23 protein-coding genes and 1 tRNA gene are annotated in these 24858 nt (G+C 45.7%); 4 read left to right on the top strand and 20 right to left on the bottom strand.

Annotated elements, in window-relative coordinates:
* Nucleotides 1-230: 230 nt before the first annotated feature.
* Both AC27FN_RS02565 and AC27FN_RS02570 read left to right on the top strand, forming a co-directional pair.
* On the top strand, nucleotides 231-446 hold the full coding sequence (locus tag AC27FN_RS02565) for a hypothetical protein (RefSeq protein WP_487166461.1): 216 nt from the start codon (nucleotides 231-233) through the stop codon (nucleotides 444-446).
* On the top strand, nucleotides 433-1137 hold the full coding sequence (locus tag AC27FN_RS02570; protein ID WP_487166462.1) for a CPBP family intramembrane glutamic endopeptidase: 705 nt from the start codon (nucleotides 433-435) through the stop codon (nucleotides 1135-1137). The genes AC27FN_RS02565 and AC27FN_RS02570 overlap by 14 nt, the downstream gene beginning before the upstream one ends.
* A 131-nt stretch (nucleotides 1138-1268) precedes the next feature.
* Here the strand turns inward: AC27FN_RS02570 and AC27FN_RS02575 are convergent, their stop codons facing one another.
* Genes AC27FN_RS02575 through AC27FN_RS02590 form a run of 4 tightly spaced genes read right to left on the bottom strand, consistent with a single transcriptional unit; the run spans nucleotide 1269 to nucleotide 3508 of the window.
* Entirely contained in the window at nucleotides 1269-1565 is a 297-nt protein-coding gene (locus AC27FN_RS02575) for a PspC domain-containing protein (protein WP_487166463.1), read from the bottom strand.
* A gap of 41 nt (nucleotides 1566-1606) precedes the next feature.
* Nucleotides 1607-2530 (bottom strand): DUF4097 family beta strand repeat-containing protein, encoded by a 924-nt coding sequence (locus tag AC27FN_RS02580; RefSeq protein ID WP_487166464.1) that lies wholly within the window; start codon nucleotides 2528-2530, stop codon nucleotides 1607-1609.
* Nucleotides 2527-3168 carry a DUF1700 domain-containing protein gene (locus AC27FN_RS02585; protein WP_487166465.1) on the bottom strand — a complete coding sequence of 214 codons (642 nt, stop codon included), beginning with the start codon at nucleotides 3166-3168 and terminating at the stop codon, nucleotides 2527-2529. The genes AC27FN_RS02580 and AC27FN_RS02585 overlap by 4 nt, the downstream gene beginning before the upstream one ends.
* Nucleotides 3158-3508 (bottom strand): PadR family transcriptional regulator, encoded by a 351-nt coding sequence (locus AC27FN_RS02590; protein ID WP_487166466.1) that lies wholly within the window; start codon nucleotides 3506-3508, stop codon nucleotides 3158-3160. Before AC27FN_RS02590 ends, AC27FN_RS02585 begins: the two co-directional genes overlap by 11 nt.
* A 197-nt stretch (nucleotides 3509-3705) precedes the next feature.
* On the opposite strand from AC27FN_RS02590, the gene AC27FN_RS02595 reads away from it, so the two are divergent.
* Nucleotides 3706-3789: transfer RNA gene (locus AC27FN_RS02595), tRNA-Leu, on the top strand.
* Nucleotides 3790-4560: 771 nt separating this feature from the next.
* On the opposite strand, the gene AC27FN_RS02600 is transcribed toward AC27FN_RS02595, so the two are convergent.
* The 9 genes from AC27FN_RS02600 to AC27FN_RS02640 form a co-directional block, all read right to left on the bottom strand.
* Nucleotides 4561-4719, bottom strand: a complete 159-nt coding sequence (locus AC27FN_RS02600; protein ID WP_487166467.1) for a hypothetical protein — start codon at nucleotides 4717-4719, stop codon at nucleotides 4561-4563.
* 359 nt (nucleotides 4720-5078) lie between these two features.
* Nucleotides 5079-6572, bottom strand: a complete 1494-nt coding sequence (ftsY, locus tag AC27FN_RS02605; protein ID WP_487166468.1) for a signal recognition particle-docking protein FtsY — start codon at nucleotides 6570-6572, stop codon at nucleotides 5079-5081.
* Between the two features lie 46 nt (nucleotides 6573-6618).
* Nucleotides 6619-10179 (bottom strand): chromosome segregation protein SMC, encoded by a 3561-nt coding sequence (gene smc / locus AC27FN_RS02610; RefSeq protein WP_487166469.1) that lies wholly within the window; start codon nucleotides 10177-10179, stop codon nucleotides 6619-6621.
* A 20-nt stretch (nucleotides 10180-10199) separates the two neighbouring features.
* Complete coding sequence (gene rnc / locus AC27FN_RS02615; protein WP_487166470.1) at nucleotides 10200-10937, bottom strand: ribonuclease III; 738 nt, start codon at nucleotides 10935-10937, stop codon at nucleotides 10200-10202.
* A 51-nt stretch (nucleotides 10938-10988) separates the two neighbouring features.
* The gene (acpP, locus tag AC27FN_RS02620; protein ID WP_407882169.1) at nucleotides 10989-11240 is read right to left on the bottom strand and encodes an acyl carrier protein; all 252 of its coding nucleotides are present in this window, start codon (nucleotides 11238-11240) and stop codon (nucleotides 10989-10991) included.
* Between the two features lie 76 nt (nucleotides 11241-11316).
* Nucleotides 11317-12348: a phosphate acyltransferase PlsX gene (plsX, locus tag AC27FN_RS02625; protein ID WP_487166471.1), complete on the bottom strand. Its 1032-nt coding sequence runs from the start codon at nucleotides 12346-12348 to the stop codon at nucleotides 11317-11319.
* A gap of 54 nt (nucleotides 12349-12402) precedes the next feature.
* Nucleotides 12403-14445 (bottom strand): ATP-dependent DNA helicase RecG, encoded by a 2043-nt coding sequence (recG, locus tag AC27FN_RS02630; protein WP_487166472.1) that lies wholly within the window; start codon nucleotides 14443-14445, stop codon nucleotides 12403-12405.
* Nucleotides 14446-14627: 182 nt separating this feature from the next.
* Nucleotides 14628-16283 (bottom strand): DAK2 domain-containing protein, encoded by a 1656-nt coding sequence (locus tag AC27FN_RS02635; protein ID WP_487166586.1) that lies wholly within the window; start codon nucleotides 16281-16283, stop codon nucleotides 14628-14630.
* Nucleotides 16284-16361: 78 nt separating this feature from the next.
* On the bottom strand, nucleotides 16362-16724 hold the full coding sequence (locus AC27FN_RS02640; protein WP_407882166.1) for an Asp23/Gls24 family envelope stress response protein: 363 nt from the start codon (nucleotides 16722-16724) through the stop codon (nucleotides 16362-16364).
* Between the two features lie 408 nt (nucleotides 16725-17132).
* On the opposite strand from AC27FN_RS02640, the gene rpmB reads away from it, so the two are divergent.
* Nucleotides 17133-17318, top strand: a complete 186-nt coding sequence (gene rpmB / locus AC27FN_RS02645) for a 50S ribosomal protein L28 (RefSeq protein WP_057808748.1) — start codon at nucleotides 17133-17135, stop codon at nucleotides 17316-17318.
* A gap of 138 nt (nucleotides 17319-17456) precedes the next feature.
* Here the strand turns inward: rpmB and AC27FN_RS02650 are convergent, their stop codons facing one another.
* Genes AC27FN_RS02650 through fmt form a run of 7 tightly spaced genes read right to left on the bottom strand, consistent with a single transcriptional unit; the run spans nucleotide 17457 to nucleotide 24852 of the window.
* On the bottom strand, nucleotides 17457-18170 hold the full coding sequence (locus AC27FN_RS02650) for a thiamine diphosphokinase (protein WP_487166473.1): 714 nt from the start codon (nucleotides 18168-18170) through the stop codon (nucleotides 17457-17459).
* Entirely contained in the window at nucleotides 18157-18810 is a 654-nt protein-coding gene (rpe, locus tag AC27FN_RS02655; protein ID WP_487166474.1) for a ribulose-phosphate 3-epimerase, read from the bottom strand. The genes AC27FN_RS02650 and rpe overlap by 14 nt, the downstream gene beginning before the upstream one ends.
* A 23-nt stretch (nucleotides 18811-18833) precedes the next feature.
* Nucleotides 18834-19733 carry a ribosome small subunit-dependent GTPase A gene (gene rsgA, locus AC27FN_RS02660; RefSeq protein ID WP_487166475.1) on the bottom strand — a complete coding sequence of 300 codons (900 nt, stop codon included), beginning with the start codon at nucleotides 19731-19733 and terminating at the stop codon, nucleotides 18834-18836.
* 11 nt (nucleotides 19734-19744) lie between these two features.
* Nucleotides 19745-21733, bottom strand: coding sequence for a Stk1 family PASTA domain-containing Ser/Thr kinase (gene pknB, locus AC27FN_RS02665; RefSeq protein ID WP_487166476.1), 1989 nt, complete (start codon nucleotides 21731-21733; stop codon nucleotides 19745-19747).
* Nucleotides 21730-22479, bottom strand: a complete 750-nt coding sequence (locus tag AC27FN_RS02670; protein ID WP_487166477.1) for a Stp1/IreP family PP2C-type Ser/Thr phosphatase — start codon at nucleotides 22477-22479, stop codon at nucleotides 21730-21732. Before AC27FN_RS02670 ends, pknB begins: the two co-directional genes overlap by 4 nt.
* A 23-nt stretch (nucleotides 22480-22502) precedes the next feature.
* Nucleotides 22503-23888, bottom strand: a complete 1386-nt coding sequence (gene rsmB, locus AC27FN_RS02675) for a 16S rRNA (cytosine(967)-C(5))-methyltransferase RsmB (protein WP_487166478.1) — start codon at nucleotides 23886-23888, stop codon at nucleotides 22503-22505.
* Nucleotides 23881-24852: a methionyl-tRNA formyltransferase gene (fmt, locus tag AC27FN_RS02680; RefSeq protein ID WP_487166479.1), complete on the bottom strand. Its 972-nt coding sequence runs from the start codon at nucleotides 24850-24852 to the stop codon at nucleotides 23881-23883. Before fmt ends, rsmB begins: the two co-directional genes overlap by 8 nt.
* Between the last annotated feature and the right edge of the window lie 6 nt (nucleotides 24853-24858).

Below are 24858 nucleotides of genomic sequence, written 5' to 3' on the forward strand. Positions count from 1 at the left end.
TTTGCTTAGTCACTATTTTCTGCCGCGCAACGGTTCATCCTACTCCGCCTGTGGGGCAGAGCTCAGGCCAATGCAACTCATTTCGACTAGCGCCATGTTAGCCTTGCTGCCCCAGTGAACGCTGGGGCTTTTATTATTGGTCTAATTTCCATGACCTAAGCCAATTATTTTTAAAAGTCGGTGTTAGACAAGACTATGCTACAATGAACGTACTTTTTAGGAGGTCCATTATGCGACAGCAAAGTTCACTCATTATTATTTTAATCGCGGTGCTCATCTTTGGCAGCGTCGTTTGGATAACCGAAGTTCAACACCTGACCGGTGTCGCCTTGTTCTTGTTGTGGATTGGAGCCTTTATTATCACCACAATCTTAATCACGGTCATTAAAGTGTGGCAATTGCGTGGGCAGCAAACTGACAAGGAGGAACCTCATGACCAACTTTAATTCCGAGAAACCAACTAACCACTCCCGCTGGTCTAGAATCCTCGAAGTAATTGCGCTGTGGGTCATGGTCCAACTACCACCAGCGCTACTGGGAATGGCTAAGCATGCCTCCTACGCTAATTTCAGTGGCTATCTGTTGACCTTAAGCTATTGGGCGGCTTTCGGACTAGCGATCTGTATCGCTTATCGTCGTTTTCGTTATTGGTCAGGTCAGCGCTTGTTCCATGATTTTAAATGGCGCGATTTAGGAATTGCCATCCTCGCTTATCTAGTCATCGTCTTAGGTGAATCACTGTTGCTTCGCCTTCAACAGGTGCTATACCATCAACAATCAACGGCGAATAATGATGCCATTAGTCAAATTATGAAGACCAGCCCTGTTGCACTAGTCGCGTTCGTTTTTTCAGCCATTTTTTTAACGCCATTTTTGGAAGAACTTGTTTTTCGTGGCGTGATCACAAATATCTTTTTTAAACCATCGCAAACTTGGTTGAAAATTATCCTTTCTGGCCTCATTTTTTCTACCGGTCATCTTTCATCCAACCCAATTAGTTTTCTTGTTTATTGTTTAATGGGCGCTGTTTTGGCGGCGACGTATCTATGGACCGGAAAACAGTTTAATTCAATCTTAGTCCATTTTCTGATTAATAGTTTGGCGATGACCCAGCTACTAGTTACGATCTTACATTAGACGCACTTACTAAATTAACTACCAGCATTTACATCGTTCGATAAAAAATGAGGTCGTCTTCCGCAATCACGGGAGACGGCCTCATTTTTGTCACTTTCAGGTTAATGGCACCACGTACTTTTTAGACTTGGTTACTTATCATCATGATGAGGTCGATCTGGATCAGTGAATTCGCCATCAAAAGTGTCTTCATGATGTGTGTCAGCTTGGGAATTAAACCGGTCAGTCGCTGAAAAATGTGTGCCATCCGGCTCAGGCATCACTAATGCTGCAATCGCATAGGCAATCAAACCGGTTCCAACTGACCAAAGTATCAAAATACTACCAATGACCCTTGTTAGCGCCACGTCCCAACCAAAGTATTCGGCAATTCCGCCAAAAACGCCCGCTAAAACACGATCATTAGATTTAGTTAAATGTTTTTTCATCGTTATACCTCCCAACTAGCATAAATCAACAACGTTCAACATCATTGTACGGAATTATCGCCATCATTGGTAGTTAATTGCAGGCGATCATTATTGGTTTCGTTTTGCTGTAACAAGCCACCGTCTTCACGATGCTGATCGAACAAACGATTATTATCAGCACCATGTAAAATATAGCCTTTACCACGATCTGCACCGACAACCGTATTATCACCATCCTGATTATTAACGTTTACAATCCCGGTGATTCCGCCATTACGCATCCGAAAGTCCCCATCCGTCAGTTGAACCGTCGCTTGATTTAACCAAACGTCTTTCAAAGCAACGTCACCATCGTCAGTTGTCAGCTGCGGATTTGTGAGATTCATCTGCTGCAAGTAAATATTGCCATCGCCAGTACTTAGTCGCATGCCTTCACCAACCGTGGCGTGCTCCAAGCTAACGTTACTATCCGTGCGAATTGTCAGTTTATTTGTTTGAATATCCGTCAACCGCAGGTCCCCGTCTCGGTTGACTAATTTAATTTGATCCAATTTTGTGCCTCGTGGGACCGTGACAACCACCGTTCGATCCGGCAGTTGGCTGCGTCCGCCACTAAAACTATAACCAATCATGTCATTGCCATCGGACCCAAAATGCCAACCAGAAGTCGAGTTATCATGCTTAGTTTGTTCGATGACCAAGCGTTGATTTTTAACTGTAACCCGTGGCATCGCCTTGGCATTACTGCGAACCTGCACTCGATAACTATCGCCTTCCTTGATCCGGAGCTGGTTGCTTTTTAAATTGACATCAAGCACCTTGAATGATTTCACCTTTCGATCAAACGTCTTCACGTGCACTAGCTCTGGTTGATGTTGATCGTTAAAGGTCACGCTTTTAAAGCTGTGCGTCATGGCTCCAATTGCCATTAAGACTAAACCAGTCACTAAAATAACTAAACCAATTTTTAACGTTCGTTTCATGCGGATTGCCCCCCTCGCGGTTGTTGTCGACGATTATTAAACTTGCGATAGGCAAACTGAATGAAGTTTGCAATCATCTGAATGAGCCAGCGCACAATATAATAGAACAATGGCATCAGGACTAAAGCGCCACCGAGTCCAGTTAAGCCAATGCCAATATAGGCGATCCCAATAAAGACGTGACTGCCCAACAGCCAAAAACCAGTGTAAAGTGATACCCCAGCCACCATCAGACCAGCCGCTAATAAAGTGATTGCCAAAACAACTGCCAGCCCAACCGCCAAAATTGCCATAAATATAACCAGCAAGAGAATTAAGATGATGCCGATCGCCGCCGGAATCGTGACCGGCGTTGATAATACTGCCAAAATGATCAACCAGACCATTGTCGCATTTGACCGAGGACTACGCCGCTCACCTTTTTGTTCTGCAGTCTCATTTTCTTTAATTGAATAATCTGCTAACACCTTACGCGCCAATTGTTTTGGCGTACCAAGCTTAGCGATGATTTCGTCACCATCCGTTAAATTAGCATCTTCAATATATTCCGTATAAAAATCTAAGACATCAGCGCGTTCTTCCTCGGTCAATCCGTGTAGGCGCCGCTGCAGTTCAATTAAATATGTTTCATTTGTCATCAATATCCCCCCGTTCATCTGTCGACGGCGTTGCCAACGGATTAAAAATCCGATCTAAACTAACCTTGTAAGCCGTCCATTCGTGTAAGATTTCGCCCAGTCGAATTTTACCCGCATCAGTAATCTGATAATATCGTCGGTTACGTCCCTGAAAGGGCTGATCATACGTGGTCAACCAAGCCTCTTTTTTTAGGCGCCGTAAGACGGGATACATTGTTGACTCTGAAACAGAAATCGAGACCTGAATTTGCTGCGTGAGTGCATATCCATATAGATCTTCACGATCTAGCAACGCTAGCACCATGCCATCAAGTAACTCACTGCTAACTTGAATACTCATGCCACCGCCTCCTCATTACTTTAATTTAGTTAGGCCTGACTAGCCAACTTTGAATATGACTATATTATACGGAGTATAATATAAAAGTCAACACAATATGAATTCAAAAATAATTAAACGAAATTCATGGCAGCGCTTGCCGTGTTCGAGCCGGTCGTGTAAACTATTACTTTGTTGAGAGTTCTCAATTGTTTCATGCCCCTGTGGCGGAATTGGCAGACGCGCAGCGTTCAGGTCGCTGTTCACCTCGGTGAGTACTGGTTCGAACCCAGCCAGGGGCAATCGAATGGGTTTTTAAAGCCTTGTAAAAATGCGTATAAACGTTGATACACCAGCGTTTATACGCATTTTTTATTTGTTCAAAATTTCATAGAGATTCATCAAATTGAGTGCGTTTCGATATCGGAACGCCCACCTTAAACTTATCTCAACTTTTGTTCGCAACTTGGGCGGGTTAATTATATATAGAAATAATATGAAAAATAAACGCACGAAATTTAATGTAATAAATACCAGAACTGCTGATTCGGTTCAAAAGTCGATGAAAGGCGTAGTTATTCCTAGAATTCCCGCCACCGAAGCATTTTATCGACATATCAATGAAGAACTCTGGAATGGTGAACTTCACCGGTAAATCCGTTAAGAAGAACGAATTAAAATAGAAAAAGTACCTGTTCCCTATTACTCTGATGTCAGGAACTGGTACTTTTTTGTCTTGCTATTCCGGAACGTTTGTTCGTATGATGCCCACATCAAGTGAGACGTACACAATGACAATTACAGATCAACGTTGGCTAACACAATTGTTGCGCATTTCGGCAAGCTACCACTTCTTCTTATCGGCAGTTTCCTTGCGCAACCGCCCGATCAGAATCAACTACCGGCGTTTCAAGAGTTTCTACCTCAGTGTTTTCTGTTGTTTCTTCTGACATAATCTTTGGCTCCGTTCTCGCATTTAGGGTCTTGGAAAACGTCTCAGTTGTTCTTTATTCGGCCTGCATTCAAGAAAAAGCGGTGACTTGTTGCAGTCATCGCTTAAATAAGATTGTATTTCATTTAGATTTCTCTTTATCTTCTTTTTCCAGTCTCGCTAGGGTTTCGACCTGTTTTTGACGAGCCTCTTTTGAAACATTGGGGTGAGTAACAGCTACATCTTTCGCATGCATAATAAATCGATCAAAGTTAGGATCTACTTTACTGTAGTCAATCATTCGAGACATCCCCTTTCAAAATCAAATACCGACCATCTTCACTACAGTTTACTCCCGTTATGGTTATTTTACTGCCGCGTTGTGACAGACAGCACTTCGTCTTTACCGGATTTCTTTGAGATTCATTTGACCGAGAGCTCATTTACATCTTCAGCGGCCCGCCGCTTAAAACAATGCCATTTGAAAAGTTCCTGACAACAATCGCTGAGCTAGAAGAAGACATAAAGGCATCACCCCTGAATTTATGCCCTATCAGCGGAATATTCTTGCATATCTTCGTGGCTAACCGGAATCTCTCTCGCCTCTTGTAGAAAAAACGGTCCTGACTTTACCAGCCGGGACCGTTTTGCTCACCCAATTTAGTTAGTAATGAGATCTTTAAATAAGCCGTAAACAAATTCACTTGGATCAAAGGGCCGCAAATCATTCACTTGCTCACCTAAGCCCACGAATTTAACGGGTAAATGTAATTCATTGCGAATCGCCAGAACAATACCACCTTTAGCGGTACCGTCCAATTTCGTCAACACGATCCCCGTCACATCAGTGGCATCACCGAAAGTTTTGGCCTGATTCAAAGCGTTCTGACCAGTAGTCGCATCTAAGACTAACAGGACTTCATGAGGGGCGTCAGGAATCTCCCGGCTCAACACACGTTTCATTTTGGCCAATTCGTTCATCAAATTAACCTTATTTTGCAAACGTCCGGCTGTATCAACCATCAAGATGTCCACATTATCTCGTTTAGCCCGCTGAACGGCATCATAAACAACTGCTGCCGGATCACTCTTTTCAGGCAGGGCAACCACCGGCACATCGTCGCGTTGCCCCCAAACTTGCAGTTGTTCAATCGCACCCGCTCTAAAAGTATCTGCAGCGGCTAACAAAACCTTTTTGCCCTGTAGCTTATACATATTCGCCATTTTACCAACGGTTGTGGTTTTCCCCACTCCATTGACACCGACAAAGAAAATGACTGTTGGACCATTTTTGGCAAAGTTAACCGAATTATCCTCACCATTTCCCTCTGCATCATACAAATTAACCAATTTTTCGATAATGACGTTTTCGACATCTGATTGCTTCTTGGCATTCTTCAAGCGGACTTCATCACGTAGCTGATCCGTAATCGTCACTGCCGTATTAAAGCCTACGTCCGCGCCAATGAGGGTCTCCTCCAAGTCTTCAAAGAAGTCCTCGTCAACGCTTCGAAAGTTCGCTAAAAAGGCGTTTAACCGGTCACCAAAAGTCCGCCGCGATTTGGCCAATCCCTTATCATAAAGTTCGGCATCAGTTGACTGGCTGTCAGTTGATCCTTCATGACTACCATCTTCGTCATTTGCCTGACGCTCATTCTCAGCGACTGCTGTTGAAACCGTTTCTACCGAACTATCACTCGTCTCAACCGTGGCCTTAACTGTAGATTCAGCGTCACCCGATTGATCGGCGACTGCCACATCAGCCTGGGACTGAATGACTTTGGCAGCTGCAGACAATGAATCAGCAACGGACTGCCGCGCGGTCAAGGAAGGGGGCGTGCTGACAGCTTCCTCTTGCACCATTTCCGTCGCTGATAACACTGATACTTCAGCGGACTGACTGCTAGTGTTCACTACTGACGAACTTAATTCGGTCGCAGCTTCTGAATTCGACTCACTTCCAGCAATATTCGCTGTTGCACCACTATTTGAATCTGGTTCAATTTGCTGATCGGATACTGTCGACTCAAGCGATTGGGCCGACTCAGCGCTTGCCGATGCGACCGTACTGGACGGCTCGCTTGTCGATTTTGAAGCTGCGTCGGCCGCGCTTTCATCATTTTTACGTCTTCTGAAAATATCAAATAAGCCCATCAAATCACCTACTTTTCCCGATTATTTTAGCATTTTAATTAATTCATTACGACGCATCATCAGCCAAGTCATCCAATGAAACTGACACCATCTTTGAGACCCCAGATTCCTGCATGGTCACCCCATAAAGCAGATTAGCATTCACCATGGTCCCCTTACGATGCGTGATCACGATAAATTGCGTTTCACCACCGAAATCTCTTAGATAATGGGCAAATCGGCTAACATTGGCTTCGTCTAAGGCTGCCTCTGTCTCATCTAAAATCGCAAATGGGACTGGACGCACGACTAAGGTGGCAAACAATAACGTGATCGCCGTAAGTGCGCGTTCACCACCAGATAACAGACTCATTCTTTGGAATTTTTTGCCAGGTGGTTGTGCCATAATGTCGATCCCTGTCGTCAGCAGATTTTCGGGATCGGTTAGTTGCAATCGAGCTTGACCGCCGCCAAACATTTTGACGAAGATTTCGCTAAAAGCCGCGGCCACTTCATCAAAAGCTGCTTTAAAACGCGTTTGTACCTCTTCATCCATTTCCGCCATGGTCGTCTCCAATTGTTGACGACTTGTGACCAAGTCGGACTGTTGGCGGGCTAAAAAATCGTAGCGATCGGAAACGCGCTGGTATTCATCGATTGCCCCAATGTTAACATCCCCGATCTCGTCGAGACCTCGTTTTAGCAATTTCAATTGTTTTTTAATCGCGTCAATTGGCAAATCAGCCAATGCCTCAGCAGCGGCTTCAAAACTCAACCCATACGTTTCACTCAATTGCGTCAGATCGTTATCTAGCAAAGTTGCTAATCGTGATTGCCGCGCACTGAAATCGTTCATTTCACTCAAAGCAGCCCGTTGAAGCTCCTGCCGACGCGTTAAATCTGCTTCTGACTGAACCAATATCTCAGCTAAACCCGTCAACTCGTCGCTAACTCGCTGAATTTTTTGCTCGGTCGTGTCTCGTTTCGCTTCTGCTTGTTTCAACTGATGGCTCGTGGTTTGCGAATCTGCACCAGCTGCTTGATGGTCATCTGTTAATGCCACGACCTGGTTGCTTAGGTCTGCTGCTTGCCGCTGCCACTCTTTAATTTGGGCCTGCACCCGTTTTTGGTCGCGTTGCTTAGCAGCTAATTCGGCCTGAGCAGCCGCTAGCCACTCCTGCTTTTCTTGTCGTTGCGATCGTTTAGTATCCACGTCCGCACTTAAAGCAGTCAGATCCTGTTGAGTTTGTTTTCTCTGCTCAGTTAGCTGTGCCAGCCGAGCTTCCGCTTCGGCAGTTTTGGCCTGGTTTTGTGTCAGCTGACTTTGAAAATCAGTCGCATCTAGCCCTTGCTGCTGTTGCTCCAATTGGCTCGCAGCTAGCCGCCGTTTAGCGACCGTTAGCTGCTCATTAATCAAGGTTGCTTGCCCTTGCAAACGTTGTAAAGTTCCCGCAGCCTGATCGGTTTGGTCGCGTAATTTAGCGCCAGCAGTTGCACTGTCATCCAACCGTTGTTGCCGCTCATGCAGCGACTGTTCTTGCTGACGAAGTTCTTGTTGCATTTTATCGATAGCGTTGTTGAGCTCATCAATTTCTGCTCGCTGACTCAACAGGCCACTGGTTTGATGACGATTAGCCCCACCGGTGATGGAACCACTCGCATTCATCACTTGACCATCTTGGGTCACAATCCGAAAACGATGGCCACCTTGCTTGGCGATTGCAATGGCTGCATCTAAATCAGTTGCCACAATCGTCGTGCCAAGTAAATAATCCACGACGGGACGAACCTGTGTTTGATAGGTCACCAACTCACTGGCTAAACCGACATATCCGGTCATCGATCGCAATGGCGCTAGTTGTGATGCAATTAATGTTCGACCATGAATCGTTGTCAGCGGTAAAAATGTTGCTCGACCTGCGCGTTGTTGGGTCAAGTAATGAACAGCATCACGCGCTGTCTGTTCGTCCTTAACGACCAGCTGTTGCAGTTGCGCACCCAGCGCTGTTTCAATGGCCTTCGTTAAGGACTGTGGAACGGTCAATAAATCAGCCACTGGTCCCACCAGTCCCGTGAATTGTTGGCGATGAGCTAAAATCGCTTTGACCCCTTGATAAAAGCCTGCATAATCACTATTTGCCGCCGATAAACTCTCAGCTCGCGCTTTAGCTCGCTGCTGTACATTGAGTGCGTTATACCAATTCTTTTGTTCTTGATCAAATTGCTGACTTAACAATTGATGCTGTTGTCTAGCTTTTTCTAATTGGTCCTGCAGCTGATCGTGATCAATCTTGGCAGCCGTGACTTGTTCAGCAGTCGTGTTGAGCTGTTGTTCAATATCGGCAACCTGGGTGGTCAACTTATGTGTTTGTTCCGTTAACCGGCTTTGTTGTTGGCTACCCTGTTCATGGCTACGGACCAAAAATTGGCGTTCATTGTGCAAAGTCGTCACCGTTTGCATGATCGAAACATATTCATCTTGTAACGCGGATAAGCGATCTGTTAATTTCGCTTGTTGTTGCTTTAGCTTATCCCCTGCTAAAGCCGCTACAGTCGCTTGGGCATTATTCACGGCGTCTGTCTGCTCATCAATGGTCGCTGACAGTTGCGCCAATTCCGCCTGTGACTTAGTTAACGCCTTAACAACTTCTTGTTTCTTAGCGTTCAACTCTGCTAGTTGGCGCTGCTGAAACTGGGTGCGTGTCGCGACATTTGCTTGTTGACCAGTTAAGGTTGCCACCTGTTCAGTCAATTGAACCAATCGGTCCTGTAACTGATCTTTGGTCGTGGTTAATTCGGCACGCCGTTGCTTGCGCTCATCAACCTCGGCCATTTGTTCTTTAACCTTGATTTCGTAATCACTGACTTGCTGGTTAGCCCGCGTGATTTGCTGATCTACTGTCTGTTTAGCCGTCCGATTCGCCTGAATTTCCAAGACTAATCGCGATTGATCTAATTGATCATAACGTTGTTTCTGGGCCAAATAGTCTTTTGCTAATGCACTTTGCTCCGCCAGCGGCTCTAACTGGCTCTCCAATTCAGCAATGATATCATTGACGCGATCCAAATACTCGCTCGTCGTCGTTAACTCTTTTTGCGCTTTTTCTTTGTTTTGCTTGTACTTGTAAACACCAGCTACTTCTTCGATAATGCTACGACGGTCTTCAGGCTTACTATTAAAGATCGCCTCAACACGACCCTGACTGATAATTGAAAAGGATTCTCGGCCCAATCCGGTGTCCATAAACAGGTTTAAAATATCTCGCAATCGACAGTCTTGACCGTTGATTAAGTAGTCTGCTTCGCCATTTCGAAATAAACGACGGGTCACTTTGACCTCGCTAAAGTCACTTTTCAAGTAGTGATCCGTGTTATCAAACGTGATCGAGACCTCAGCACGATTCAAAGGCTTTCGGTTAGCCGCCCCAGCAAAGATCACATCACTCATCTTATTACCACGCAGATCTTTAGCTGATTGCTCGCCCAACACCCATCGAATTGCTTCGATGATGTTGCTTTTACCGCTCCCGTTAGGCCCAACAATTCCAGTCATTCCCGGCATAAATTCAATTTTTGTCTTATCAGCGAATGACTTAAAGCCGCTGATTTCTAGCGTCTTGAGTTTCATGCACACCATCCGTTACATCATTAATTGTCAGCTTGATCGCGACCATGATCCACTAAGGTTTCTTGCTGGCCACGTAAACTAGTCAGCGCTTGTAAAGCCGCTGATTGTTCCGCAATCTTCTTTGATTTACCCGTGCCTTGACCGATAATTTCACCGGCAGCGGCCACCGTCATCGTGAAGTCACGATCATTTTCTGGTCCGGTTTCGGCGGCTAAATCGTATTCAATGTGCACGTCACCATCCCGTTGTAACCACTCTTGTAACGCCGTCTTATAATCAATCGCGTGATCAAACCATCCCGCATCAAGTTTAGGAAAAATCACCCGACTAATAAACGCCACCACGGCATCTTTGCCTTGATCCAAATATAACGCGCCAACAAAAGATTCAAAAATATCACAAAGTAATGACGCACGGTGACGGGCACCCTCTTTTTCTTCACCCTTACCAAGCCGAATATAACGATCAAAATGGCACTCTAGCGCAAATTTCGCAAAGCTAGCTTCCTGAACCATGGCCGCTCGTAAACGGGTCAACTTACCTTGTGGCATTTCTGGATACCGCCGATAAATATATTCTGACACGGTGAGCTGCAACACAGCGTCACCTAAAAATTCAATCCGTTCATAAAATTTCAATCCTTGATGGGGGTGTTCGTTGACATAACTTGCCTGAGTGAAGGCTTCATCCAGTAATTCAGGACGATTAAAGTGAATATCAAACTGACTGGCAAGTTCTGCTTGTAATCCTGGTATCAAAATAGTTCTCCTTTTGTCTTAAAAAAACCGCCTTACCGGCGGTTTTTACTATTACTCAGCTTTATCCTGATGGTTGTAAATGTAATCCACCACTTGTCCGATCGTGCTCAATTTTTCAGCATCTTCATCGGAAATTTCGGCGCCAAATGTATCTTCTAGCTCCATAATAAACTCCACAAAATCAATTGAGTCCGCGTCCAGGTCACTTCGAAAATTCAGGTCATTAGTAACCTTGTCTCGATCGACCTCAAAGCGATCGTCAATAATATCGGCAATTTTATTAAAAATCTCGTCTTTAGTCATGATTTCCCTAGTTTCTAAGAAGTGTTTTACAGTCACTTAGTTTATCGTTTTCGCAGGTAAATGTCCACTATCACCGCTATTTTTCAGTCTGATCATCAGCTGCTTTTTCGGTGGCCTCTTGTTCGAAATAATCAATCGTTTTTTGAATCAAACCACTTTCCACAATTTGATGAATCTGGCTCATCGTATTGCGGACCGTTTCAGCCTTGGCAGAACCGTGCGTTTTAATGACCGCTCCCTTTAATCCCAATAAAACAGCCCCGCCATGCTTCGAGTAATCCATCACTTGGCCAACTTGGTGAAAAGCCTTGCGACTTAACACGTAGCCAAGCTTAGCACTTGTGGAACCCATAATTTTTGCTCGAATCAGGCTCATCATCGACAGTGCTGTACCCTCAATGGCTTTCAAGGTCGCATTACCAGTGAAACCATCCGTGACGACCACATCGGCAGCGCCGTTCAATAACTCACGTGATTCAACGTTACCAATGAAATTAAGCGGAGCGGATTCACTCAGACGTTGATAAGCTTCACGATGCACTTTGTCCCCTTTGTCGGCCTCCGTGCCATTATTGAGCAGTCCGATTCGTGGCTGCTTGATGCCCATGACCGTTTGTCCATAGAAGTTCCCCAGAATCGCGAATTGCTCCAAATTGCTGAGTTTGTAGTCCGCGTTGGCGCCAACATCAAGCATCGTAAAACTGCCGCTTGCATCGCCAGTCACTACTGGCAGCGTTGTCGTTAGGGCAGGTCGGTCGATTCCCTTAACCCGCCCAATGATAAATAATCCGGCGGCTAAAACCGCACCGGTGTTACCTGCTGAGAAAAAGGCATCGGCCTCACCATTTTTAACTGCAGTTGCTGCTAAAACAATTGATGAATCCTTCTTTGAGCGAACCGCACGGACGGGCTCATCTTCCATGGCGATCACACTGGCGGCATGAATCACAGTGATGCGATCAGTATTTCTCACCAATGGCGTAATGCGGTCTGTGGGACCAAATAGTTGAAATGTCATGTCCGGAAAAGCATCACGAGCCAATTCAACGCCTTTAACAATTTCTTCTGGTGCATTGTCGCCGCCCATTGCGTCTATTGCGATTTTCACGATATTAATGCCACACTTTCTATTAGTTTAGCTAAAATAATCAAGGGTTAATCGTTAATCAAGGGTTGAATGCCGTTTGAGCTGATGTTGCTCATAGCCGGCCAATTCACGATTATCTGGTTCCAATTGCCAATTAGGTCGCTCGACTAAGGCCAACGCCTCTTCTTGAGCAATCTGGAGGATATTCAATTGAGCCACAGGATCGCCTACTTTAAAGTCAGGAACCCCAGATTGCTTGGTCCCCAGTAGATCGCCTGAACCTCGTAATTCTAAATCTTTTTGCGCCAAAATAAAACCATCGGTTGTTTCAGTCATGACTTGCATTCGAGCAATACCATCTTGTGTTTTAGGATCGGCAATCAAAATACACGTCGAAGCGACTTCACCTCGACCCACGCGCCCTCGGAGTTGATGCAATTGGGCTAAACCAAAGCGATCTGCGTCAAAGATCAACATAACGGTCGCATTAGCCACATCGACACCGACCTCAATCACCGTCGTGGACACTAACACATCATACTCGTGCGCTTTAAATGCCGCCATAACCGCTTCTTTTTCTTCGTTTTTTAAACGACCATGTAACAAGCCAACCTGATAGTCTGGCGCAAAATTTTCACTTAAATGTGCATAAATGGCTTCAGCATTTTTAACATCGAGGGCTTCAGATTCTTCAATCAATGGTGTCACCACATAAGCCTGTTGTCCATGACTCAACTGCTGACGAATAAAGGTCATCGCGGCTTCCACTTGATTGCTGTGTAGCCAACGCGTGGTAATCGGTTTACGTCCGGCCGGTAATTCATCAATGATTGAGACATCCATTTCCCCGTAAGCGGTAATTTGTAAAGTTCGCGGAATCGGTGTGGCGGTCATCGCCAAAACATCTGGATATTGGCCCTTTCGACGCAACGTTTGCCGTTGGTTAACCCCAAAGCGGTGTTGTTCATCAATCACTGCTAATCCCAAACGATGATAGATCACATCGTCTGAAATCAAGGCATGAGTACCAACAATCAAATTCACTTCGCCACTGGCGATATGTGCTAAAGCCGTTTTGCGCGCTTTTGTTTTGGTGGAACCAGTCAATAAAACAATATTGACTGGCATATCAGTAAAGACCTCCGCCAAATTTTTGGCGTGCTGTTCAGCCAAGATTTCCGTGGGTGCCATCAGTGCAGCTTGGTAACCGGCCGTGATTGCCGCATACATCACAATGGCCGCCACAATCGTTTTACCAGAACCAACGTCGCCTTGTAACAACCGATTCATATGCGTCGGTCGTTTCATCGCCGCGCAAATTTCATTGACCACCCGTTTTTGAGCAGCTGTCAGTTCAAACGGTAATGTCTTGATAAATGTCTTTAATGCCTCATTATCATAGTCAATCTCTGTTCCAGCAGCCTGATGATCTTTGGCCCGCATCATTTGTAAACGCAACTCAAACAAGAAAAATTCTTCGAACACTGCCGTGCGCCGAGCCAATTTAGCTGCCTGGGGGTCCTTGGGAAAGTGCAAGTCATGGATCATCGTTTTCCGGTCTAACAATCGATATTTTTGCAACAAGTAGGGCGGCAACAGCGGATAAATCACGTCTTGATAAGCATCATAAGCTTGTTTAATCAACTGAGCGAGCGTACTTTGACGAATATGCTTATTCACCGTGTAAATCGCCCCGAATGATGCCCCCTTATCTGCGCTAATCAGCTTCATACCAGACAAACTTTTGCGCGTGGCATCCCATTTACCATAAACCGCCGTCTCTTGACCAGCGGTTAGTTGTTGACTTAACCAAGGTTGATTGAAAAAAGTAACCGTTACAACATCTTGACCAATCAATAAGCGAAAGTTAAGGCGACTTTTTTTACGACCAAAGCGAACTACCGCTGGTTCATTAGCCACGGTTCCCTTTAACGTAATCTTTTCGCCTTCACTGACAGTTGCCAAATCTTTCGCGGTCAAATCGTCATAACGAAATGGAAAATCAGTAAGCAAATCGGCGATCGTTTGAATCCCCAGCGTTTTTAATGCTGCCGCCCGCTGTGAGCCAACCCCACTGAGCTCCGTCACTGGATCTTCTAATGATTTTAACGTGGTCAAAGTGTGCCTCCTTTCCGTTAAATTCTTACTGCTATCCTATCAAATGACCGTTAGAAACAATAGTCTCGTTTTCCGAAATCAATCACGCGTACTTATAGAAATAGCAATAAAAGGAAAAGCCGCCCTGACATCTATTGATATCAGCCACGGCTTGAATCACTTTATTTTAACTTGGTAAATGATTATTCAACCGAGACCAAGAACGGGTAAACTGGTTGATCCCCTTCATGAATTTCCACTTCAAGATCACCATCAATGTTCATCACGGCAGTCTCTAAGGCCTCTGCATCAGCTTCGCTGGCGTCTTGACCATAGATAATCGTCACAATTTCGCTATCTTCATCTAGCATTGCCTGAATCATCTTCGTCGCGGCACCAAGTAAGTCAGGATCGGTTACTTTAATGTTACCGTCGACAATTCCCATGAATTCACCATTCTTGATGGCAATTCCATCTAGGGTCGTGTCACGAATAGCGTGAGTCACCTGACCGCTCTTAACCGTCGACAAGTTGTCTTCCATCCCTTGCTGGTTCGCTGATAAATCTTCATCTGGATTGTAAGCAAGTAATGCTGTCATTCCTTGAGAAATTGACTTACTGTGCACGATCACAGTGGGAATTTCAGCCACCTGGGCAGCTTGATCAGCGGCCATAAAGATATTGCCGTTATTGGGGAGGACAATCGCACGTTTAGCCCCACTCTGATTAATCGCATTGGCGATATCTTCAGTACTAGGGTTCATCGTCTGCCCCCCATTGATAACCTGGGTCACGCCGAGACTCTTGAACAATTTAGCGACCCCATCACCAGCCGAAATCGAAATAACCGCTGTTTCCGGTGCGACTGCTTCACTCATGTCAGTCATGGGTGAAGCTGGCGTTTTGTCAGCGTCTTGAGCCATGATTTCTTCTTGCTGATGGCGCATATTATCAACCTTGACCTTAATCAAATCACCATAATGTTGGCCCCAGCTGAGAACATCGCCAGGGTGCTCCGTATGCACGTGCACCTTTACAATCTCGTCATCATTGATTACTAATAGAGAATCACCTAGGTTAGCCAGATATTGGTAAAATTCATCGTAATCAAATTGACGGTCGACTTGCTGGCCACCACCAAGGCGAACCATAATTTCCGTACAGTAGCCATACTTAATATCTTTAGGGTCTAGTTCTCCTTGAACACTACGATGGTGTTCGGCGTTAATCATTTCATCCATCTGGGCATCATCTGGTGTTTCAATCTCGTCTTGCGCGACTTTTCCGCTTAGCACTTCATCAAAGGCCTGCAAAATAAAGACCAGTCCTTGTCCACCAGAATCAACGACACCAACCTGTTTTAAAACGGGTAATAAATCCGGTGTCGATGCCAAGGCTGTTTTTGCCGCGGCATAAATCGTGTCCATAACGACGATCACGTCGTCTGTATTAGCCGCAGCGTCTCGACCTGCCTTGGCTGCCTCACGAATGACCGTCAGAATCGTGCCCTCAGTTGGCTTCATAACCGCCTTATACGCGGTCTGGGCACTGGCGGCAAATGCTTCGGCTAAATCGCTGGCGCTAAGCGTCGCTTTACCTTGAACGCTTTTAGAAAAGCCACGAAAAATTTGTGAGGTAATCACCCCAGAATTTCCACGAGCACCCATCAGTAACCCTTTCGCTAAAGCTTCCGCTTGATCACTAACGGATGGCGTGGTAACTTCACGTTCATATTTAGCGCCACTGGCAAAAGCCAATGAAATGTTTGTACCAGTGTCACCGTCAGGCACGGGAAAGACGTTTAAAGAGTTAATAAATTCAGCTTGTCCGTTTAGTCGCTGCGAAGCCGCCTGAACCATTTTGCCAAATTCCAAATTTGTAATCGCTGTTAACGTTGCTTCCAATTCTATTTCCCCCACTTCGTTACAAGCAGCCACTTAGTCTGCTAACACACGGACACCTTGGACCGTCACGTTAACTGAGTTGGCGGAAATGCCAAGCATACTGTCTAAGTTGTAACGAACTTTTTGTTGGACGTTTTTTGAAACTTCCGAGATTTTAGTACCGTAACCGACAACAATAAACACATCAATCGCCACACCGTTGTCTTCTTGTCGAACAACGACGCCTCGTGAATAGTTATCCCGTCGAAGAATTTCATTGACATTGTCACGGATTTGGTTCTTGGATGCCATGCCGACAACACCATAGTTATCTGTCGCCGCACCACCCACAACTGTGGCAATAACATCATTATTGATGTCAATTGTGCCGTATTGCGTTTTGATTTTAACAGCCATGAAAAAAGGCCTCCTCAACTTTCTCGATCAATAACCTAAAGACCCGCAATGCAATCTTCAATCATGCTATCATAAAACCCGAGCCGAAAAAAGGCAAATGTCGCCGTCAGCTGGTTAGGGTCAAGTTTAACAGACAATCATTTTAGATGAAGGCTGGTTCAAACTTTTCCAGGATCAGGCCAGCTTTTCGACGAGCACGTTCTGGAGCTTCCTTAAAGAAAGGCCTTAATAAGACCAGCATCGGCAATGTTTAGTTTACCCGCAAATCACTTGACCGTTACTTCGAAAATGCCTGTCAAGTAGTTTCCCTTGGCAATTTAATATTGCATTCAATTCACCCATATGGTAAGTTATTCAGGTGAGAAAAAAGAGGTTCCCTTTGGAAATCCGAGAAGGAGGGATGAGCAAATGGCTAAAGATTTTATTACTGGCAAGCGGACTCACTTTGGTAACACCCGCTCCCATGCCTTAAACAGCAGTCGTCGTAGCTGGAAAGCTAACCTGCAAAAGGTTCGCATCTTAGTTGATGGGAAGCCAAAGCGGGTTTGGGTTTCTGCCCGGACGCTAAAATCAGGAAAAGTGACCCGTGTTTAATCACTGATTAAATCGGGAGGCGTCATCGACAATGATTGTTGGTGACGCTTTTTCTGTCCCAATATAAAAACCTGAAAACAAGCCTAATATAACCAACAAGCGGAGCATAAGCCAAAATTTGACTTATGCTCCGCTTGTTTATGCATTTAAATTATAGCGTTCCGCACGATTATCACTGAGATCTGTACTCTGAACGACCGCCACAATCCCACTCGTGAATGAAAAAGTAGCTGTTTGACCGACAAACTCATTACTGGCAAAGGAAATTGGTTGATGAATGTCAACGTGATCAAGCTGATAACGCTCATCACTTAAGGTAAGGCTGCCGACCTCTCCGAATGTGACAAATGCCAAGTAACGCATCTCCGGCAATTTCTCAATTTGATACTGTCCGGGTAAAAAGTACCGAATTTCATTTTGACGATCAACAAAGGTTAAACGGGAAACAACCGCCTGAAATCGAGTTTCTAGGGGCAAAAATAGATTGGCTAGCAAATGATCAAGCCGGCCGCCGGTAGCACCGTAGACCATAATTTCATCTGCACAGAATTCGGTCATCGCCACGCGAACCCCGAGCTGAGTGTCCGTTTCATCCTTGGCCGATCCCACCTGGCGTAAATCTTTTACGGCGGCCTGAACTCGTTCAAATTCACCTTGTTTAGAAGAGTCAAAATCGCCTAGCGCGATAATGGGTGTAATCCCTAATTCCAACAAACGGATCGCCCCTCGATCCACGCCGATCCACGGACCAGGAATTTGCCCGGCAACTAATGATAGTGGCCACTCACGCTTAGGTCCACCAACTAAAATATTAAGTCGTGAAAGTTTAGGCCGATCACTAGCGCGTTGCATGATGAATCGACTCAATGGCTGCCGCCGGATCTGCAGCACCATACACGAAGGAACCGGCCACTGCAACCGTCGCGCCTGCTTTATAGCAATCAACAACCGTCTTGTCATTCACGCCGCCATCAATTTCAATGTCGAATTCATAACCCTTTTGTTGCTTTAAGTCATGCAACTGTTGAATCTTTTCAATCATTTCTGGTAAGAACTTTTGTCCACCAAAGCCTGGATTAACAGTCATAACTAGAACCTGATCAACAAACGGTAATAACGGTTCAATTTGACTAACTGGCGTGCCTGGGTTAATGACTACTTCAGCCTTCACCCCATCGTTTTTGATCATCTGAATGGCACGGTGAATATGTGGCGTTGCCTCAACATGGACCCCAATTAAATCAGCGCCGGCCTTTGCAAATTGGTCAACATACCGTTCTGGGTTTTGGACCATCATATGAACATCTAAAAATAAGTTGGTAATTGGCCGAATAGCCGCCAGCGTGGTCCAGCCAAAGGACATGTTTGGCACGAACATGCCATCCATCACATCCACATGCAATAGATCCGCGCCATTTTCTTCAACCATCTTAATATCCCGTTCAAAATTGACAAAATCCGCACTTAAAATCGATGGGGCTACTTTAATCATAAATTTCTCCTCCAACAAATCCTTCATTTTTTATTCTTATCATACTGTGGTTTCTGGTCAACAATCAACTGGTGAAATTGCAAATAGTTCTGATAACGACTCGCCATAATTTTGTGCTCGGCTAAAGCATCCTTGACCGCACAGCCGGGTTCATTGATGTGCTGGCATCCGCGAAAGCGACATTGTGGGGCCAACGCGGCCATTTCAGGGAAATACTGGCCTAGCTCCCTCGCGGCCATGGGGAAATCTTCATATGAGGAAAATCCCGGCGTATCCGCGACGAGTCCGTCACCAACGGCTAGTAAACCAACTTTTCTAGTGGTGTGTTTACCCCGGTTTAAAACCTGCGAAATTTCACCGGTCGCCAAATTAAGGTCCGGTGCTAAGTGGTTAAGTAATGTCGACTTGCCTGCCCCGGTCTGCCCCATAAACACAGTTAATCGATCTTTAAACAAGTTCAACAATTGCTCAAGGACGCTTGGATCAAAGGCGGTGGTCGCCAGGAATGTCTGATACCCAATTTGTCGATATCCAGAGGCAATGGTTGTTAAATCATCCAGCCGACTTGCTGATAACAGATCTGTTTTGGTCACATAGATAATCGGTGTGATCGCCTGACTCTCCAAAGCGACCAGTTGCCGATCCAGCAAATTAGTTGAAAAGTTAGGCTCGACAGCCGCGGTCACGACTACTGCTTGGTCAACATTACTCACCGGTGGCCTTACTAACGCATTCTTTCGGTCTTCGATGCTTAAGATATAGCCATCGGAATTGTCTTCGTTTTTAAATTCTACATAATCACCGACCATCGGGCTGATTTTACGTTTGCGAAAATTTCCGCGAGCTCGGGTACGATAAATCCTACCATCAGCAGTTTGAACATCGTAAAAGCCAGCTAATAACTGTTGAATTTGTCCTCTCATATGGCCCCTTCTTAATTTCCTGTCACGTGATTGTCAGTCATGATTGTCTTGCCATCCCGAATCACAACATAACGACCTGTTTTGCCACTTGCTAACGTAAATGGTAGCGAGACTGGCGTGTCTTGGGAAATTTGCATTTCCTGATACACATCCGCAATGTTTTTATCGTGATCGGCTAGATAGATCTTCACATCATTTTCTCCTGTTGAAGAATTACTACCAGAATCTTGACTCGATTGACCATTAGGTGAAAACGGAATGGTGATGTCGACGTGAAAACTGTGCAATTCTGGTCCAGAAGAAATGACGACGCTAAAAGTCTCACCCACCGCTAACATTGAGCCCACAGCAGGTGCCTGACGAATCGCTGAGCCTTGATCGATATGACTTGAGACTTCATCCGAGAAGCTCACATTCACATCGTGGTCATCGGCCCATGTTTGAATTGCCGCCTGCGATTTTCCGGCGAAATCAGGTAATTTCACTTGCTCCGGTGTTTTGGCTTTTTTAGGTCCGGAACTGACCGTTAGGGTGATCGTCGTATGCTTGTACACCGCATCCCCTGGCAACACGTCTTGATCAATAATGACACCTTGATCGATATCAGCGGACGACTGCTTGACTTGTTTGACCTTTAAACCAGCTTTTTCTAACTGCCGTTTGGCGGTTGTGAATTGCTCACCAGTATAATCGTCAACCACAAATTTGGGACGTCCGGCACTAACGACTAAATCAACTCGACTGCGACGCTTAACCTGAGCCCCAATCTTAGGTCTTGTTTTAATGACACGCCCAGACGCGTATGTTTCGCTAGTTTGTTTCTTGACGGAACCGGTCGCTAAGTTATTTTGCTTTAACACTTTTGTCGCTCGTGCTTGCGTCATGCCTGAAATACTGGGTACAGTCACCCGGCCAGGAAAGAACCACAGCCATAACACGCCAATGAGCATCAGCAACAAAAAGCCGCCTAAGAGCCATAAAAAGATTTTTCGCCCCCGTGAAGTTCGACGGCGCTTGGCTGGCGTTGTTTCAGATTCAGCAGGTGACTTCTCCGCCATGGTTGATTGAGCTACCGCATGAGTGGACTGACTAGCGGCCATCACCTGATCTACCGGAATGATTTTAGTCGTGCCATCATCGCCGTGATTTTTCGGTTCAAAACGTCGTTCTCCACGTCGTTCTGGCGCAAGTGCTGTTTGTAAATCCACCGCCATATCATGGACAGACGCATAACGATCTTCAGGTCGTTTAGCAGTTGCTTGTAACACGACATTTTCTAGTGCTTGAGGAATACGTGAATCAAAATCACGTACTGACGGCATTTGACTCTGGGAGTGTTTGAGCGCCACCGAGACAGCGGTTTCGCCTTCAAAGGGCACACTGCCGGTGAGCATCTCATACAAGATGATCCCTAAGGAATAAATATCACTTTTTTTCGTGGACATTCCGCCACGAGCTTGTTCAGGAGACAAATAATGAACCGAGCCTAATACTGTGTTGGTTTGCGTCATACTGGTTTGATTGCTAATCACTGCAATTCCGAAATCAGAAATTTTAACGTTACCTTGCACATCAACCAGCACGTTCTGGGGCTTTAAGTCACGGTGGATAATCCCATGCTCATGTGCCACAGCTACGGCATCAAGAATTTGTTCCATAATGTCAATGACTTTGGCGTAAGGAATTGGGAAATGATCATGGATATACGCCTTTAAGTCGGTACCGGGCACATACTCCATGACCAAATATTGCATCCCATTATCCTCACCCACGTCGTAAACACTAACGATGTGCGGCGAAACCAACTCACTGGCTGCTAACGCCTCTCGTTGAAATCGGCGCATCGTTCCCGCATCGTCACGTAAATCTAGCCGCAACAGTTTAACAGAAACATCGCGATCCAAAATCAAATCATGAGCTAAGTAAACGTCGGCCATTCCGCCCTCACCAAGTGGCCGAATAATGCGATAACGACCAGCTAGCGTGTAATTTGCCCTCATGAGGTTGCCACCTCACGATCCGTTTCAACTAATAGCACGGTGATGTTATCGCGACCACCAGCTTCATTAGCTAGATCAATTAAACGTTGACACTTTTCAGCTAGTGAACGACCAGGTTCCACGAGGACTGCTTGAATTTGATCATCGGTGACCATGTTCGTTAGGCCATCCGAACAGAGCATTAATAAGTCCCCCGGCATCGCCCGATATAAGTTAATATCAGCATCAGCCTCATCATTAATCCCCAAGGTGCGCGTAATAATATTTTTTTCAGGATAAGTGCGCGCATCAGCTTCTGTGATTTGACCAAGCTTAATCAGTTCATTAACCAATGAGTGGTCTTCAGTTAATTGCGCTAACTCTCGATGTCGCAACAAATAAGCCCGCGAATCACCAATATTGGCGACTAAAAACTGCGTCGGAAAAATAATTGCGGCTACTAATGTCGTGCCCATGCCGCTTAGGTCACGGTATTGTTGGGCCTTTTCAATAATGGTTTCATTTTCCTGCCGAACTTCACTTGCGAGCCATTTGGCAGCCGTTGCCGGATCGGTAAACCGGGTTTCTTCAAAACGGGTGCCAATATGGGAAACCGCCATTGATGAAGCGACATCGCCACCGCGATGCCCACCAATTCCATCCGCCACAATCGTGAATCCCAATTCGGCCTTGTTCATAAAATTACCGACATAATCCTGGTTTGTTTCTCGTTGCCGACCAATGTCAGACAGAGAGGCTACTTGCATATCTATTTGCCGCCTTTATCAGCTTAATCACGCCGTTTAAATCCACAAATGAAGAAGCCATCGCTCCCATAGTCATCTGGATAAATCGTCAGCCATGGCGTGCTCCGCTGCGATTTCAGGTGCTTTGTGGTCGAAACCGTTACGAATTCAAAGCCAGGATGCGACGTGACAAAGGCATTGGCCACGTCGTCATTTTCCGCTTGAACAATCGTACAGGTACTATAAATAATTATACCGTTTTTCTTCACTAGCGGTGCGACTGCATCCAGAATTCCCAGCTGAATTTGTTGTAATTCTTGACTATCCGCCAATGTTTTCGCATAACGAATTTCTGGCTTGCGACGTAAGAGGCCAATTCCTGAGCAAGGTGCATCCACCAAAATTCGATCAAAACTTGCTTCATTAAAGTGTTCGTTAGCTTGCCGAGCATCTAGTTTAACGGCCGAAACACGGTCAGCAACGTGTAGCCGGTGGGCATTATTCATAATCAAGGCAACTTTTTGATCATACAAATCTAAACCCGTGACATGCCCGCCAGCAGTAGCGTCAAGGTAGCCGGCAATTTGTGTTGTTTTTCCGCCCGGCGCTGCACACGCATCCAACACTTGGTCCGTTGGTTGAACGTCTAGCGCCTCGACTGGTAACATGGCACTTTCATCCTGAATTGTAAATAAACCTTCCTGAAAAGCCGCTGATAAGACGGGATGACCCTTGGTGACTCGCAATCCATCACCGCTCACTTCACTTGTGCTAATGGCCAGTCCAGATTGGTGAAGTGCGGTTAAAATCGCATCACGATCGCCAGCGACCTGATTTATTCGGATCGATTGCGCCGCCGGTTGATTCAAACTAGCTAAAATACGTTGCGCTTTTTCATCGCCCAACTCAACGCGTAATCGCTGAATCCAAGGCATTGGCACACTGTAACGCACACTTAAGCGCGTTAAGGGATCTTTAATCGTGTCCACACTCGTCACCCCTTGGTTAGCTAAGGCATGCAGCACGCCAGTCACAAATCGACGAGTTCCTTCGTGGCCACGCTGTTTGGCCAAGGCAATGGTCTCATTAAAAATCGCGTGATCAGGAATCTTTGATAACAGTTCACGTTGATACACCGCTGTTTCTAACAAAGCTAATACCCAGGGTTGCACCTTATTAGGTCGCTTAACAAACGGCTTTAGCCAAAATTCCAGTAACAAACGATGTTGCAATACACCGTAAACCAACTGTGTACATAAAGCGGCATCACGATCAGATAAGTGATGATCTTTTAAGGCAGCATTTAACGTAAGATTTGAATAGCTCCCTTGGGCCACCTGCACCAAAACATCTACGGCCACCTGTCGAGGATTCTCGTTGACCAATCGTTTGTGGGACACTGGCGCCTGCTGACGATCATGATTAGCCATGTTGTTCTCCTTTAAACTTGTCGGCGACCACATGTGCGCCAGCCGTAAATGCTTCATCTGCACCATTTAAAAAATCAGTAATCGCCATTTGTGGATGTCCAGCTGGCTGCAAACGATTAATACGTAAGACGGTGCCATTACCAGCAGCTAGCTCCAACGCATGTTTAGTTCGGGCGACGACTGTGCCAGGTGCCAATGTCGTTTTTTGATCAGTCAATACCGTAACATCGAGTAATTTTGTTCGCACGTTGTTCAAGCGAATATAAGCGGTTGGAAATGGGCGCAATCCCCGCACTTGCCAATCAATTTCGCTAGCAGTGTGGTTAAAATCGATCTCTTCTTGCGCGCGACTAATATTCGGTGAAAAGGTCACTGCCGCCTCATCTTGAATCGTGCCGGCAATGGGTCCCGCAATCAGTTTCGGCAGGGTTGCCAACAACAAGTCTCGCCCAACAAGGCTAAGCTTATCAAACATCGTGCCAACGTCATCATGATCGCCGATCGCCACCTTCGCTTGAGCAATCACATTACCGGCATCCATCTGCCGAATCATGTACATAATGGATACCCCAGTCTCTTTGTCACCGTTCATAATCGCATAATGAACCGGCGCCCCACCACGATACCGTGGCAAGAGTGACGCGTGGACATTAATCGCCGCATTGGTGGCGGCCTTTAACAGCTTGGTTGGCAAAAATTGGCCAAAGGCCGCTGTCACAATGAAATCTGGGGCTAAATCAATGACGTGCTGCATCTCCGGTGACTTGCTAACCTTTTCCGGCTGTAAAACTTCGATTTGATGTGCTAAAGCAAGTTGTTTAACCGGTGACGGTGTCAAAATATGTTTGCGCCCAACTGGCCGATCTGGCTGCGTCATCACAGCTACCACATCATATTGGTCAATTAATGCCGCTAAAATTGGTGTTGAAAAAGCTGGTGTACCCATAAAGACGATTCTGGTCATAAATGA

The sequence above is a fragment of the Furfurilactobacillus sp. W61-4 genome (assembly GCF_057545565.1).

Excerpts from the sequence above, each read along its gene's own strand:
- AC27FN_RS02565 (WP_487166461.1), top strand. The coding sequence starts at position 231 with ATGCGACAGCAAAGTTCACTCATTATTATTTTAATCGCGGTGCTCATC.
- AC27FN_RS02570 (WP_487166462.1), top strand. The coding sequence starts at position 433 with ATGACCAACTTTAATTCCGAGAAACCAACTAACCACTCCCGCTGGTCT.
- AC27FN_RS02575 (WP_487166463.1), bottom strand. The coding sequence starts at position 1,565 with ATGAAAAAACATTTAACTAAATCTAATGATCGTGTTTTAGCGGGCGTT.
- AC27FN_RS02580 (WP_487166464.1), bottom strand. The coding sequence starts at position 2,530 with ATGAAACGAACGTTAAAAATTGGTTTAGTTATTTTAGTGACTGGTTTA.
- AC27FN_RS02585 (WP_487166465.1), bottom strand. The coding sequence starts at position 3,168 with ATGACAAATGAAACATATTTAATTGAACTGCAGCGGCGCCTACACGGA.
- AC27FN_RS02590 (WP_487166466.1), bottom strand. The coding sequence starts at position 3,508 with ATGAGTATTCAAGTTAGCAGTGAGTTACTTGATGGCATGGTGCTAGCG.
- AC27FN_RS02600 (WP_487166467.1), bottom strand. The coding sequence starts at position 4,719 with ATGATTGACTACAGTAAAGTAGATCCTAACTTTGATCGATTTATTATG.
- ftsY (WP_487166468.1), bottom strand. The coding sequence starts at position 6,572 with ATGGGCTTATTTGATATTTTCAGAAGACGTAAAAATGATGAAAGCGCG.
- smc (WP_487166469.1), bottom strand. The coding sequence starts at position 10,179 with ATGAAACTCAAGACGCTAGAAATCAGCGGCTTTAAGTCATTCGCTGAT.
- acpP (WP_407882169.1), bottom strand. The coding sequence starts at position 11,240 with ATGACTAAAGACGAGATTTTTAATAAAATTGCCGATATTATTGACGAT.
- AC27FN_RS02635 (WP_487166586.1), bottom strand. The coding sequence starts at position 16,283 with ATGGTTCAGGCGGCTTCGCAGCGACTAAACGGACAAGCTGAATTTATT.
- AC27FN_RS02640 (WP_407882166.1), bottom strand. The coding sequence starts at position 16,724 with ATGGCTGTTAAAATCAAAACGCAATACGGCACAATTGACATCAATAAT.
- rpmB (WP_057808748.1), top strand. The coding sequence starts at position 17,133 with ATGGCTAAAGATTTTATTACTGGCAAGCGGACTCACTTTGGTAACACC.
- AC27FN_RS02650 (WP_487166473.1), bottom strand. The coding sequence starts at position 18,170 with ATGCAACGCGCTAGTGATCGGCCTAAACTTTCACGACTTAATATTTTA.
- rpe (WP_487166474.1), bottom strand. The coding sequence starts at position 18,810 with ATGATTAAAGTAGCCCCATCGATTTTAAGTGCGGATTTTGTCAATTTT.
- rsgA (WP_487166475.1), bottom strand. The coding sequence starts at position 19,733 with ATGAGAGGACAAATTCAACAGTTATTAGCTGGCTTTTACGATGTTCAA.
- pknB (WP_487166476.1), bottom strand. The coding sequence starts at position 21,733 with ATGAGGGCAAATTACACGCTAGCTGGTCGTTATCGCATTATTCGGCCA.
- AC27FN_RS02670 (WP_487166477.1), bottom strand. The coding sequence starts at position 22,479 with ATGCAAGTAGCCTCTCTGTCTGACATTGGTCGGCAACGAGAAACAAAC.
- rsmB (WP_487166478.1), bottom strand. The coding sequence starts at position 23,888 with ATGGCTAATCATGATCGTCAGCAGGCGCCAGTGTCCCACAAACGATTG.
- fmt (WP_487166479.1), bottom strand. The coding sequence starts at position 24,852 with ATGACCAGAATCGTCTTTATGGGTACACCAGCTTTTTCAACACCAATT.